The 12906-nt window shown below is 64.0% G+C and carries 11 protein-coding genes; 10 read left to right on the plus strand and 1 reads right to left on the minus strand.

The features are described 5' to 3' along the window. The first annotated feature begins 80 nt into the window (after positions 1-80). The 8 genes from NH8B_RS03970 to ispH all read left to right on the plus strand — a co-directional run bounded on the left by NH8B_RS03970 (position 81) and on the right by ispH (position 9300). Positions 81-788 (plus strand): phosphoadenylyl-sulfate reductase, encoded by a 708-nt coding sequence (locus tag NH8B_RS03970; protein WP_014086111.1) that lies wholly within the window; start codon positions 81-83, stop codon positions 786-788. Positions 789-817: 29 nt separating this feature from the next. Beyond that, positions 818-2476, plus strand: coding sequence for a nitrite/sulfite reductase (locus NH8B_RS03975; RefSeq protein WP_014086112.1), 1659 nt, complete (start codon positions 818-820; stop codon positions 2474-2476). Continuing rightward, entirely contained in the window at positions 2460-2984 is a 525-nt protein-coding gene (locus NH8B_RS03980) for a DUF934 domain-containing protein (RefSeq protein ID WP_014086113.1), read from the plus strand. Before NH8B_RS03975 ends, NH8B_RS03980 begins: the two co-directional genes overlap by 17 nt. A gap of 229 nt (positions 2985-3213) precedes the next feature. Beyond that, positions 3214-3870, plus strand: a complete 657-nt coding sequence (locus NH8B_RS03985) for an OmpA family protein (protein WP_014086114.1) — start codon at positions 3214-3216, stop codon at positions 3868-3870. Between the two features lie 133 nt (positions 3871-4003). Then, a complete protein-coding gene (locus NH8B_RS03990; protein ID WP_014086115.1) occupies positions 4004-4939 on the plus strand; it encodes a bifunctional riboflavin kinase/FAD synthetase in 936 nt (311 codons plus the stop codon). Continuing rightward, positions 4936-7719 carry an isoleucine--tRNA ligase gene (ileS, locus tag NH8B_RS03995; protein ID WP_014086116.1) on the plus strand — a complete coding sequence of 928 codons (2784 nt, stop codon included), beginning with the start codon at positions 4936-4938 and terminating at the stop codon, positions 7717-7719. The genes NH8B_RS03990 and ileS overlap by 4 nt, the downstream gene beginning before the upstream one ends. A gap of 10 nt (positions 7720-7729) precedes the next feature. Then, positions 7730-8215 (plus strand): signal peptidase II, encoded by a 486-nt coding sequence (gene lspA / locus NH8B_RS04000; protein WP_369751185.1) that lies wholly within the window; start codon positions 7730-7732, stop codon positions 8213-8215. Between the two features lie 149 nt (positions 8216-8364). Beyond that, on the plus strand, positions 8365-9300 hold the full coding sequence (ispH, locus tag NH8B_RS04005; protein WP_008953256.1) for a 4-hydroxy-3-methylbut-2-enyl diphosphate reductase: 936 nt from the start codon (positions 8365-8367) through the stop codon (positions 9298-9300). Positions 9301-9345: 45 nt separating this feature from the next. Here the strand turns inward: ispH and NH8B_RS04010 are convergent, their stop codons facing one another. After that, on the minus strand, positions 9346-10137 hold the full coding sequence (locus tag NH8B_RS04010) for a substrate-binding periplasmic protein (RefSeq protein WP_041702817.1): 792 nt from the start codon (positions 10135-10137) through the stop codon (positions 9346-9348). 171 nt (positions 10138-10308) lie between these two features. Between NH8B_RS04010 and htpG the strand changes: the two genes are divergently transcribed. Together htpG and NH8B_RS04020 are read left to right on the plus strand one after the other, a co-directional pair. Beyond that, entirely contained in the window at positions 10309-12213 is a 1905-nt protein-coding gene (gene htpG / locus NH8B_RS04015) for a molecular chaperone HtpG (protein ID WP_014086119.1), read from the plus strand. Positions 12214-12467: 254 nt separating this feature from the next. Next, the gene (locus tag NH8B_RS04020; RefSeq protein WP_014086120.1) at positions 12468-12878 is read left to right on the plus strand and encodes a DUF2784 domain-containing protein; all 411 of its coding nucleotides are present in this window, start codon (positions 12468-12470) and stop codon (positions 12876-12878) included. Positions 12879-12906 lie beyond the last annotated feature (28 nt).

Consider the following 12906-nt stretch of genomic DNA (forward strand, 5'->3'; position numbering starts at 1 on the left):
ACACATTAGTCTTTTAGGAATATAAGGATGTTCGTTAGCATGGCAAAAGTTTACGTTCAGGTTTCTATGGAGTGCGTTTGATGACCCTTGAGGCAAAGCTGGCCCAGACCGAGGCCCTGCTGCAGGAAATCGCCCGCGATCATGCGCCGGCGGTGCTGGCCAACAGTTTCGGCGCCGAGGACATGGTGCTGACCGATTTGATCGCCAAGCTCCAGCTGCCGATCGGCATTTTCAGTCTGGATACCGGCCGTCTGCCGGCCGAGACCTATACCCTGATGCAGCAGGTGCATGAGCGCTACCCGGCCAACCCGGTGCAGGTCTATTTCCCCAACACCGCGGCGGTCGAGTCCTTCGTCAACGAATTCGGCATCAACGCTTTCTACGACAGCGTGGAGAACCGCAAATCCTGTTGCCATATCCGCAAGATCGAACCGCTCAAGCGTGCCCTGGCCGGGCAGAAGGCGTGGATCACCGGCCTGCGCCGTGAGCAGTCGCCGACGCGTCAGGACCTGGGCGACCGCGAGTTCGACGCCGCCAACGGCCTGATGAAATTCAATCCGCTGATCGAGTGGAGCGAAAAGGACGTGTGGGCGTATATCCACGAAAACCAGGTGCCGTACAATGAGCTGCACGACCGCCATTACCCGTCGATCGGCTGTGCCCCGTGTACCCGGGCCATCTCCGTCGGCGAAGACATCCGTGCCGGACGCTGGTGGTGGGAGAATCCAGAGAACAAGGAATGCGGCTTGCACGTGAAGCAGTCCGCTGTTTCCATCATCAAGCGCTGAACGGCCTAGAGACAGAGTAAAGCCACACCATGTACCGTTACGACGAAGTCGATTACCGCATTGTTCGCGAGCGCGTTGCGCAGTTTCGCGATCAGACCCGCCGTTTTTTGGCGGGCGAGCTGTCCGAGGACGAGTTCCGCCCCCTGCGGCTGATGAACGGCCTCTACATCCAGCGCCACGCGCCGATGTTCCGCATCGCCATTCCCTATGGCCACCTGGCGAGCCGCCAGCTGCGCAAGCTGGCGCACATCGCCCGCACTTACGACAAGGGCTACGGCCACTTCACCACGCGCCAGAACATGCAGTTCAACTGGCCGGCGCTGGAGCGCGTGCCCGACATCCTGTCGGAACTGGCGGACGTCGAGATGCACTCCATCCAGACCTCCGGCAACTGCGTACGCAACACCACCACCGATGCCTTCGCTGGCGTGGCCGCCGACGAGCTGATCGATCCGCGCCCCTATTGCGAAATCATCCGCCAGTGGAGCACGCTGCATCCGGAATTCGCCTTCCTGCCGCGCAAGTTCAAGATCGCGGTGTCGGGGTCGGTCGACGATCGCGCCGCGACCCTGGTGCACGACGTCGGCCTGCACGTGGTACGGGCGGCTGACGGCGAAATCGGCTTCAAGGTGATCGTCGGCGGCGGCCTCGGTCGTACCCCGATTGTGGGCGAGGTAATTCGCGAGTTTCTGCCGACCCGTCACATCCTGACCTATCTCGACGCCATCCTGCGGGTCTACAACCGCTATGGTCGTCGCGACAACAAGTTCAAAGCACGTATCAAGATCCTGGTCAAGGCGCTCACCCCGCAGGGCTTTGCCGCCAAGGTCGAGGACGAGTGGCTGCACTTGAAGGATGGTGCGGCCACGCTGCGTGACGAGGATGTGGCCCATTACGCCAGCTTCTTCGGCGCGCCGGCCTACGAAACGCTGTCCCCCAACCCGGAAGCGTTTACCGCCAAGTTGGCCGAAGATCGCGCCTTTGCCCGCTGGGTGGAGCAGAATACCCGCACCCATCGCCAGCCTGGCTATCGCTCGGTGGTGCTGTCCCTGAAGAAGACCGGCGTGCCGCCGGGCGACATCACTGCGGAACAGATGGAAGCGGTGGCAGATTGGTCGGAGCGCTTCGGCTTCGGCGAGGTGCGCGTGGCGCACGAGCAGAACGTGATCCTGCCGGACATCAAGGAGAGCGATCTTTACGAAGTATGGCAGCTGGCGCGCAGCCAGGGTTTTGCCACGCCGAATATCGGCCTCCTGACCGACATCATCTGCTGCCCGGGGGGAGACTTCTGTTCGCTCGCCAACGCCCGCTCCATTCCGGTGGCGGAGGCGATCCAGCGCAAGTTCGACGACCTCGATTATCTGCACGATCTGGGCGAGATCGACTGCAACTTCTCCGGTTGCATGAACGCCTGTGGCCATCATCACATCGGTAACATCGGTATTCTCGGCGTCGATAAGAACGGCGAGGAGTGGTACCAGATTACGCTGGGCGGCAGTCAGGGCAACCATACCGCCATCGGCAAGGTGATCGGGCCGTCCTTTGCCCAGGCCGACGTGCCGCTGGCCTTCGAAAAGATCATGAACCTGTATGTGGAGCAGCGCCAGGATGGCGAGCGCTTCATCGAAACCGTGCGCCGCATCGGCCTCGAACCGTTCAAGGAGCGCGTTTATGCGAAGCATCATTAAAGATGGTCAGGTGGTGACCGACAGCTGGGCGGTGCTGCGTCCGGACGAGAACGGGAAACTGCCCGAGGTGGCCCCAGAGCGCGATGTGATCGTGCCGTTCTCCGCCTGGAAGGCCGAGCCCTCGGCGTGGCAAAACCGCGCTGGGCAAGTGGCAGTATGGCTGGCGCCGGACGATGAGCCGGGTGAGCTCGCCGGGCGCCTGACTTCCTTCCCGCTGTTGGCGGTTGACTTCCCGGCGTTCACTGATGGCCGTGGTTACAGCATCGGCCGATTGCTGCGCGAGCGTTACCACTACCGGGGCGAGCTGCGCGCACTGGGGGACGTATGGCAGGACCTGGTGCATTACCTGTGGCAGGTCGGCTTCAACAGCTTCGAGATCAAGGAAGGCAAGGCACTGGAAGATGCGTTGAAGGGCTTTGGAACCTTTAGCGAGCGTTATCACTCTACTTGGCGCGAGCCAGAACCACTGTTTCGCCGACGCAACACCAATCACAAAAGTGTTGCGTAGTTGAAACAAAAAACCGGTGCAAGGTGTACGAATAACAACATTTTTGTGCCGGCTTGGTATTTTGGCGTCACCCGCATTATTGACAGGTCATGACCGGATTTCTATAGTGCGGTTTGAATGCATAAACACAGCTTTGGCAATCTTCCTGTTGTTTTGTAGTTTGCAGTAAGCTGATAGGCGCCATTGCGCTTCGTCGCACCAAGATGCGTATTGTTAAAGAGGGAATAACATGAACAAGCAGTTGAAACTGAGCGCGTTGGTTGCCGCTCTGCTGGTGTCCGCCAGCGCTTTCGCCGCCAAACCGGGCTACACCGCCGATCAAGCTACCGACGCGGTAACCCGCAACAACTACGGCGAGTGCTGGAAGAACACCTACTTCGACAAGGCCACCGAAGGTCTGGTCGAGTGCGGTGACAAGGAAGCCGCCAAGCCGGCCCCGGCTCCGGTAGCCGAAGCACCGAAACCGGCCATGGTTGCTGTGAAAGAAAAAGTGACCCTGTCCGCCAAGGTTCTGTTCGACTTCAACAAGACCAACCTGCGCGCCGACGCCAAGAACGAACTGGATCCGCTGGTTAGCCGTCTGAAGGGCGACGCCAACCTGAAGTCGGTCGAAGTCGACGGCCACACCGACTACCTGGGTTCGGAAAAGTACAACCAGGCTCTGTCGCAGAAGCGTGCCGACGCTGTGAAGAACTACTTCGTGGCAGCTGGTGTACCGGCCGAGAAGGTGACCGCTGTCGGCAAGGGCGAGAGCGAAGCCAAGCTGACCGACGAGTGCAAGGCCAAGAAGTTCAAGAAGAAAGCCGCTCTGCAGGCTTGCCTGGAAGGCGACCGCCGCGTCGAGCTGACCATCGACACCTTCAAGGAATCCGTGATCCAGAAGTAATTCTGACCGGATCTCCCGCACAAAAAGCCCTGCCGAGCAGGGCTTTTTGTTTTTGCGGCAGTGCGGCGGAATGGCTGGACGCTCGGCATTGTCGACCGCTACAATCGGAAGTTTTCGGAATGCAGAACGGGTGATGCAGGTATTCCTTGGAGATCCTCGCCGTTTTGGCCTGCCGGCCTGTGCACTGACCATTGGTAATTTCGATGGCGTGCATATGGGGCACCAGAACATGCTGGCCCGCTTGCGCGCGGAAGCGGATGCCCGTGATTTGCCGGCAGCCTTGCTGACGTTCGAGCCTCATCCGCGCGAGTTCTTCGCCCGGAGCCAGCCGCCTGCCCGCTTGTCCACGCTGCGCGGCAAGGTGCTGTTCCTGCGCCAGCTTGGCTTGATCGATTATCTGTTCGTCTACCGCTTCAACCACGGCTTTTCGCGCATGGCAGCGCAGGATTTCGTCGGGCAGGTGCTGGTTGAGCAACTGCAGGCCCGTTATCTGCTGATCGGCGACGATTTCCAGTTCGGTGCCGACCGCAAGGGGGACTTCCGGCTCCTGTCCGCCTGCCCCGACTTTGTCACCGAGGCGATGCCGTCGGTGCTGGTGCAGGGCGAGCGTGCCTCGAGCACCCGGGTGCGGGAGTGCCTGGCGGGCGGTGATCTGGCCGCCGCCGAGCGTCTGCTCGGCCGGCCCTACCAGCTGTCCGGGCGTGTCATGCACGGCAAGAAACTGGGCCGTACCATCGGCTTTCCCACCGCCAACGTCCATCTGCCGCACCGCAAACCGGCGCTGCAGGGAGTGTTCGTGGTCGAGGTGGATACGCCGGACGGGCGCAAGGGTGGGGTGGCGAGCCTGGGGCTCAACCCCACCGTCAGCACCACGCCGGACTACAAGCTGGAAGTGCACCTGTTCGATTATGCCGGCGACCTCTACGGCCGGCGCCTGAGTGTGCGTTTTCTGAAGAAATTGCGCGATGAAGAGCGCTACGACAATTTGACTGAACTGGTAGCCCAGATCGAACGCGATGCTGCCAGTGCCAAAACCTATTTGACCAGTTTGCAGCGAGAGCAGGCATGAGTATCGATTACCGCAAGACCGTCAACCTTTTGGATACGCCGTTCCCGATGCGCGGGGATCTGGCAAAGCGCGAGCCGGGTTGGCTCAAGCGCTGGAGCGAGCAGAAACGCTACGACAAGCTGAGAAAGCTCGCCGCCGGGCGGCCCAAGTTCATCCTGCACGACGGCCCGCCATACGCCAACGGCGACATCCATATCGGCCATGCGGTCAACAAGGTGCTCAAGGACATCATCGTCCGCTCCAAGACGCTGGCCGGTTTCGACGCCCCCTACGTGCCGGGCTGGGACTGTCACGGCTTGCCGATCGAACTGATGGTAGAGAAGCTGCACGGCAAGAATATCCCCGCCGCCAAGTTCCGCGAGCTGTGCCGCGAGTACGCGCACGAGCAGATTGCGCGCCAGAAGAAGGATTTCATCCGCCTGGGCGTGCTGGGTGACTGGGACAACCCGTACCTGACGATGGATTTCAAGACCGAGGCGGACATCGTGCGCACCCTCGGCAAGATCTACGAGAACGGCTACCTGTTCAAGGGCGAGAAGCCGGTGCACTGGTGCATCGAGTGCGGCTCGGCGCTGGCCGAGGCCGAGGTGGAGTACGAGGACAGGACCTCGCCGGCGATCGACGTCGGCTTCAAGGTGCTGGACGGTGCGCGCCTGGCGGAAGCCTTCGGTCTTTCGGCCAACGTGGACAACGCGCTGGCCGTGATCTGGACCACCACGCCGTGGACGCTGCCCGCCAACCAGGCGGTGGCGGTCAACGCCGCGCTCACCTATCAGCTGTTCGATACGCCGCAGGGCAAGCTGGTGCTGGTGAAGGAACTGGCACCGGCCGCGCTCAAGCGCTACGGTTGCGAAGAGGCGCCGCTCTTGGCCGAAACCGTCGGCGAGCAGCTGGAAGGGCTGCTGCTGCAGCACCCGTTCTACGAGCGCGTGGTGCCGATCATCTGTGGCGATCACGTCACCACCGACGCTGGTACCGGCCTGGTGCACACCGCGCCGGCGCACGGCCTGGAAGACTTCCAGGTGGGCCTGGCCTACGAGCTTCCGGTGGAAAATCCGGTGATGGACGATGGCCGCTATGCCTCGACGACGCCGCTGTTCGCCGGGTTGTCGGTGTGGGAAGCCAATCCCAAGGTGATCGAGACGCTGGCCGAGCAGGGCACGCTGCTGCATCACACCAAGCTGGCTCACAGCTATCCGCACTGCTGGCGTCACAAGACGCCGATCATCTTCCGCGCCACGGCGCAGTGGTTCATCGGCATGGACAAGCAGGGCAACGGCGGCGAGGTGCTGCGTCAGCGCGCGCGCAGCGCGGTCGACGCCACCGAGTTCTTCCCGGGCTGGGGCCGCGCCCGTCTCGAGGCGATGATCGGCAACCGCCCCGACTGGTGCGTGTCGCGCCAGCGCAACTGGGGTGTGCCGATGACCTTCTTCGTGCACAAGGAAAGCGGCGAGTTGCACCCGCGTTCGGCGCAGTTGCTGGAGGAAGTGGCGCTGCGCATCGAGCAGCAGGGTATCGAGGCGTGGTTCAGCCTGGAGGCCAAGGATTTGCTGGGCGACGAGGCCGAACAGTACAAGAAACTGTCCGATACCCTGGACGTGTGGTTCGATTCCGGCTCCACCCATTTCGCGGTGCTGAAGCAGCGCCCGGAACTGGCGTGGCCGGCCGACCTCTACCTGGAAGGCTCGGACCAGCACCGCGGCTGGTTCCAGTCGTCGCTCTTGACCGGCTGCGCCACCATCGGGCGCGCCCCGTACCAGCAATTGCTGACCCACGGTTTCGTGGTGGACGGCAAGGGCCTGAAGATGTCCAAGTCCAAGGGCAACGTGGTGGCACCGCAGAAGGTCAACGACAGCCTCGGCGCCGACATCCTGCGCCTGTGGGTGGCGTCGACCGACTACTCCGGCGAGCTGGCGATTTCGGACGAAATTCTCAAGCGCGTCACCGAGAGCTACCGCCGCCTGCGCAACACGCTGCGCTTCCTGCTCGCCAACCTGTCCGACTTCGACCCGCTGGACAACGCGGTGCCGTTCGCCGACCTGCTGGAAATCGACCAGTACGCCATCCTGATGGCCAAGGAGCTGCAGGAGAAGGTGACCGGCGAGCTGTACACCCGTTACGCCTTCCACCACGCGGTGCAGGAGATCGTCGGTTACTGCTCGGAAGATCTCGGCGCCTTCTACCTGGACGTGCTGAAGGACCGCCTGTACACCACCCAGGCCGACAGCCGCGCCCGCCGTTCGGCGCAGACCGCGCTCTACCACATCACGCGCAGCCTGCTGCTGTTGATCGCGCCGATCCTGTGCTTCACCGCCGACGAGGCGTGGGAAGTGCTGACCAAGAGCGAGGAAGAGAGCACGCTGTTCCACCTCTGGCACGAGTTCCCGCTGCCGGAGGTCGAGCAGGAGGCGTCGCTGGTGGCGAAATGGAACGTGCTGCGCACCTTCCGCGCCACGGTGAACAAGGACATCGAGGCGCTGCGTGCCGAGGACAAGCTGGGCTCCTCGCTGCAGGCCGAGTTGGACATCGAGGCCGACGCCGAACTCTATCCGCTGCTGACGTCGCTGGGCGACAGCCTGAAGTTCGTGCTGATCGTGTCGCGCGCCACGGTGCGCGAGGCCGAGCAGACGCGTGTGGTGGTGACGCCGTCGGAGCACGCCAAGTGCGAGCGCTGCTGGCACTACCGTGACGACGTCGGGGCCCACGCCGGCCACGACAACGTGTGCGGCCGCTGCGTGGACAATATCGACGGCAAGGGTGAGGCGCGTGTTCATGCCTGATAGCGCAGCTCTGGCCGCCGGCCGCAAGGGCTATCTGAAGTGGTTCGTGCTGGCGCTGCTGGTGATCTTGCTCGACCAGCTGAGCAAGGTGTACTTCAACAGCCAGTACCAGTTCGGCGAGGTGCGCGAGGTCGTCCCCGGCTTCTTCGGCTTCACCCTGCTGTACAATCCGGGCGCGGCGTTCAGCTTCCTGGCCGGCGCCGGCGGCTGGCAGAAGCATCTGTTCACGTTGCTGGCCTTCGCCGTGTCCGGCTGGCTGGGCTGGAGCATCGTCAAGGGCCATTTCAGTTGCCGCATGAACCTGGCCGCCGCCTTCATCATGGGCGGGGCGCTGGGCAACGTGATCGACCGGATGCTGCACGGCCACGTGATCGACTTCATCCTGGTGCACTACTACAACGCCTGGTACTACCCGGCGTTCAACCTGGCCGATTCGTTCATTTGTGTCGGCGCCGGGTTGATGGTGCTGGACGGCCTGAAAAAGCCGTCACGCTGATGGCCGGGTTGGCCGAAGGCGCTTGTGCCGGCGCCCGGGCCGGCCTGTACTCGGGACGCTGGAAGGGCGATGCCTGGGCCTCGCGGTCCGAGCTGACGAGGTCAGCCGGGCCCTCCCGACCAAATTATGCTGCTGATAAGGATTAACCGATGACGAAGACCATCATGCTCGCCAACCCGCGCGGTTTCTGCGCTGGGGTGGATCGTGCCATCGCCATCGTCGAGCGCGCGCTGGAACTCTACGGCGCGCCGATCTACGTGCGTCACGAGGTGGTGCACAACCGTTTCGTGGTGGACAACCTGCGCGACAAGGGCGCGATCTTCATCGAAGACCTGGCCGACGTGCCGCGCGGCGCCACGCTGGTGTATTCGGCGCATGGCGTGCCGCTGTCGGTGCGCCAGGAAGCCGAGGAGCGCGGACTGACGGTGTACGACGCCACCTGTCCGCTGGTGACCAAGGTGCACGTCGAGGTCAAGCGCATGCACCAGGCTGGCATGGAAATCATCATGATCGGCCACGCCGGCCACCCCGAGGTGGAGGGCACCATGGGCCAGGTGGACGGTGACATGTACCTGGTGGAAAGCGTCGCCGACGTGGCGACGCTGGCGGTGAAGAACCCCGACAAGCTGGCCTACGTCAGCCAGACCACGCTGTCGGTGGACGAGACGCGCGACATCATCGCCGCGCTGCGCGTGCGCTTCCCTGCCATCGCCAACCCGAAGAAGGACGATATCTGCTACGCCACGCAGAACCGCCAGGATGCGGTGAAGGTGTTGGCCGAACAGTGCGATCTGGTGATCGTGGTAGGCTCGCCCAACAGCTCCAACTCCAATCGCTTGCGCGAGGTGGCGGCGCTAAAGGGGGTAGAGGCGTACATGGTCGACAACGCCACGCTGCTGGAGCCGCAGTGGTTCGAGGGCAAGAGCCGTGTCGGCGTCACCGCCGGCGCCTCGGCGCCCGAGGTGCTGGTGCAGGCCGTGATCACCCGCATCCGCGAACTGGGGGCAGACAGCGTGACCGAACTCGACGGCGTCGAGGAGACCACGACCTTTGCCCTGCCGCCGGGGCTGCGCGCCGCTTCTTGAGCGCGTTGCCCGCGCGCTCCCTCGCGAACAAAAACGCCCTGCTGGTCAGGGCGTTTTGCTTGTCTCGGCGCTGTCGACCGCGCCGGCGTAGTGCAGCCACTCTGTCAGGGTGCGGCCGGTATGACGGCGGTAGAGGCGGTCGATCTCGCCCTGTTGCTTCATGCGGGCGAGTACCGCATCCAGTGTCTTCGGCAGCTCCGGGTGGCGCGCCGCCAGCACGGCGTACACCGGCTGGCGCGCGACCACCGGATGCAGCGGGCGCAGCGGTAGCCGCAGCGTGGCGTTGCTCTGTTCGAACGCCAGCAGGTCGAGGAACACCGCGTCGACGCGCTTGCGGGCGATCAGGCGGTAGGCCTGGGTCGGGTCGGTGGCCGGCCAGGCGCGGGCCTGGATGAAGGCCTGCAGCGGTTCGGGGTAAAGGTAGCCGGTGATCAGCGCGAGGCGGGACTGTTCGAAGTCGGCGAGGCCCTGGTACTGCGCGAGCGGCGAGTCCTGGCGCACGATGGCGGCGATCTGCCAGTACTCGGTGGCCTCGTGCGCCTGCGGCAGGCCGGGCAGCTCGTTGTCGAGCACGAACAGCTTCATGTCGACCAGCCCTTGCTTGAGCTGTTCCGAGCAGCGGTTGTACTGCATTTCCTTGAACGCCACCGTGGGGATGCCCGCCTGACGCAGCGCCTGGCGATAGATGTCGATGCTGGGGCCGGAGGCTTGGCCGGCCCTGCTCAGCTGGGCGTAGGGCGGCCACTCTTCGAAACAGACGGTGAAGGTGCCGGCCGCATGGCTGCTGGCCATGGCCAACGCCAGCCAACACCAGAGGAAGGAGAGGAGTCTGCGCATGGGTTCCGCTCAGTGGTTTTGTGTGTGCCGGGGCGTGCCCGTATCCCCGCTGCGAGGCGGAGCCGGCCATCCGGACAGCGTCAACAGCATACACGATGCCTGCCGGCACTTGAAATAGCGCCTTATGCCTCTACTTCCACCACATTCCGTCAACAACTGTGAAACGACACCATGAGCGCACAGAAAGAAACCCTGGGCTTTCAGACCGAAGTCAAACAGCTTCTGCACCTGATGATCCACTCCTTGTATTCGAACAAGGAAATCTTCCTGCGTGAACTCATCTCCAACGCCTCGGACGCGTCCGACAAGCTGCGCTTCGAGGCGATTGCCAAGCCTGAGCTGCTGGAAGATGACGCCGAGCTGAAGATTCGCGTGAGCCTGGACAAGGAAGCCCGCACCGTCACCATCACCGACAACGGTATCGGCATGAGCCGCGCCGAGGTGATCGAGCACATCGGTACCATCGCCAAGTCCGGCACCAAGGCCTTCTTCGAGTCGCTCACCGGCGACGACAAGAAGGATGCCAACCTGATCGGCCAGTTCGGCGTCGGTTTCTACTCGGCCTTCATCGTCGCTGACAGGGTGACGCTGACCACGCGCCGCGCCGGTGCGCCGAGCAGCGAGGCGGTGCGCTGGGAGTCCGAGGGGCACGGCGAGTACACTCTGGAGCCGGTGGAGAAGGCCGCGCGCGGCACCGAGATCGTGCTGCACCTGAAGGAAGGCGAGGACGAGTTCCTCAACGACTGGTCGATCAAGCGCATCGTGCGCACCTACTCCGACCACATCTCGATTCCGATCCAGATGAAGCAAGGGGCGAGCTTCGACGAGGACGGCAAGGAAGTGGTGTCGGACGAGTGGGAAAGCGTCAACGCCGCCTCGGCACTGTGGACCCGCGCCAAGAACGACATCAGCGACGAGCAGTACCGCGAGTTCTACAAGCACACCGCGCACGATTTCACCGACCCGCTGGCGTGGAGCCACGCCCGCGTCGAGGGCCGCCAGGAGTACACCGAGCTGTTGTACATCCCGTCGCGCGCGCCGTTCGACCTGTACGAGCGCGAGCGCAAGCAGGGCGTCAAGCTGTACGTGCGCCGCGTGTTCATCATGGAAGACACCGAGAAGCTGATGCCGCACTACCTGCGCTTCGTGCGCGGGGTGATCGACAGCAACGACCTGCCGTTGAACGTCAGCCGTGAAATCCTGCAGCAGAGCAAGGACATCGACGCCATCCGCGCCGGCTGCGTGAAGAAGGTGCTGGCGCTGCTGGAAGACCTCGCCGCCAACGACGCCGAGAAGTACGCCACGTTCTGGCAGGAGTTCGGCCAGGTGCTGAAGGAAGGCGTCGGCGAGGACTTCGCCAACAAGGAGCGCATCGCCAAGCTGCTGCGCTTTACCTCGACCCTGAGCGAGGGCGACACGCCGACGGTGTCGCTGGCCGACTACGTGACGCGCATGAAGGAAGGCCAGGAGAAGATCTACTTCATCACCGCCGAGACGCTGGCGGCTGCCCGCAACAGCCCGCATCTCGAGGTGTTCAAGAAGAAGGGCGTCGAGGTGCTGCTGCTGACCGACCGCGTCGACGAGTGGGTGAGCGCCTCGCTGCACGAGTTCGACGGCAAGCCGCTGCAGTCGGTGGCAAAGGGCGCGCTTGATCTGGGCAAGCTGGAGGACGAACAGGACAAGGCGGCGCAGCAGCAGGCCGAAGAGGCCGCCAAGCCGGTGCTCGAGCGCATCAAGAGCGCGCTGGCCGAGCGTGTGCAGGACGTGCGCGCCACCGCGCGTCTGACCGACAGCCCGGCCTGCCTGGTGGTGGGCGAGCACGACATGAGCGCGCACCTCGAGCGCCTGCTCAAGGCCGCCGGCCAGAGTGTGCCGCAGGCGGCCAAGCCGACGCTGGAGATCAACCCGGAGCACGTGCTGGTGAAACGCCTGGCCGAAGAGCAGGACGAGGGCCGTGCCAGCGACCTCGCCCAGGTGCTGTACGACCAGGCGCTGCTGGCCGAAGGCGGCAAGCTGGACGACCCGGCCAGCTTCGTCAAGCGCATCAACAAGCTGTTGCTGGAACTGTCGGTCTGACCCCGGGCTTCGGCCAACGTTGGCCGAAGGCGCCACCGCAACCGCTCTCCCGTCACCGGGAGGGCGGTTTTTGCATGGGAGCCTGGCAGGCGTCTCCATCCTGGGCTAGTTAGAGAGGGCGAGCCCGGGGCGTTGCCGGGCGGGGAGAAGGGAATGCGGCTGGCTGTGGCACGGAATGGGACGGTGGCCTGCGCGACGCGTGGGCGGCTCCGGAGTCCCCGGTCCTGCGCTGGTGGGCCTGGCTGGGGTAGGCCTTGCCGGCACAATGGCGGCGGGGCGCCGACGTGATCTACCGCCTGCTGGCCGACGCCGTGCTGCTGCTGCACCTGGGGTTCATCGTGTTTGCGCTGCTGGGCGGCTTGCTGGCGTGCCGGCGGCGCGGATGGCTGTGGTGGCACCTGCCGGCCGCCGCCTGGGCGATGGCGATCGAACTGAGCGGCGGAATCTGCCCGCTGACGCCGCTGGAAAACCGCTTGCGTGCGCTGGGTGGGGCGGCCGGCTACCATGGCGGTTTTATCGAGCACTACCTGCTGGCGCTGATCTATCCCGAGGCGCTGACCCGTGCGCTCCAGCTGGTGTTGGCCGGGCTGGTGCTGGCGGTCAATCTGGCGGTGTACGGTTACGTCATCCGGCGCTGGCGCCAGGGCACCCCGCCCGGCGGCTAGGCCGGGTCGCCGCGGTGTGGTGTTGATG

This window comes from Pseudogulbenkiania sp. NH8B (assembly GCF_000283535.1).
In the GTDB taxonomy this organism is placed as follows: Bacteria; Pseudomonadota; Gammaproteobacteria; order Burkholderiales; family Chromobacteriaceae; genus Pseudogulbenkiania; species Pseudogulbenkiania ferrooxidans.

Bases quoted from the DNA above. Each gene is read 5' to 3' on its own strand.
- NH8B_RS03970 (WP_014086111.1), top strand. From the start codon at position 81: ATGACCCTTGAGGCAAAGCTGGCCCAGACCGAGGCCCTGCTGCAGGAA.
- NH8B_RS03975 (WP_014086112.1), top strand. From the start codon at position 818: ATGTACCGTTACGACGAAGTCGATTACCGCATTGTTCGCGAGCGCGTT.
- NH8B_RS03980 (WP_014086113.1), top strand. From the start codon at position 2,460: ATGCGAAGCATCATTAAAGATGGTCAGGTGGTGACCGACAGCTGGGCG.
- NH8B_RS03985 (WP_014086114.1), top strand. From the start codon at position 3,214: ATGAACAAGCAGTTGAAACTGAGCGCGTTGGTTGCCGCTCTGCTGGTG.
- NH8B_RS03990 (WP_014086115.1), top strand. From the start codon at position 4,004: ATGCAGGTATTCCTTGGAGATCCTCGCCGTTTTGGCCTGCCGGCCTGT.
- ileS (WP_014086116.1), top strand. From the start codon at position 4,936: ATGAGTATCGATTACCGCAAGACCGTCAACCTTTTGGATACGCCGTTC.
- ispH (WP_008953256.1), top strand. From the start codon at position 8,365: ATGACGAAGACCATCATGCTCGCCAACCCGCGCGGTTTCTGCGCTGGG.
- NH8B_RS04010 (WP_041702817.1), bottom strand. From the start codon at position 10,137: ATGCGCAGACTCCTCTCCTTCCTCTGGTGTTGGCTGGCGTTGGCCATG.
- htpG (WP_014086119.1), top strand. From the start codon at position 10,309: ATGAGCGCACAGAAAGAAACCCTGGGCTTTCAGACCGAAGTCAAACAG.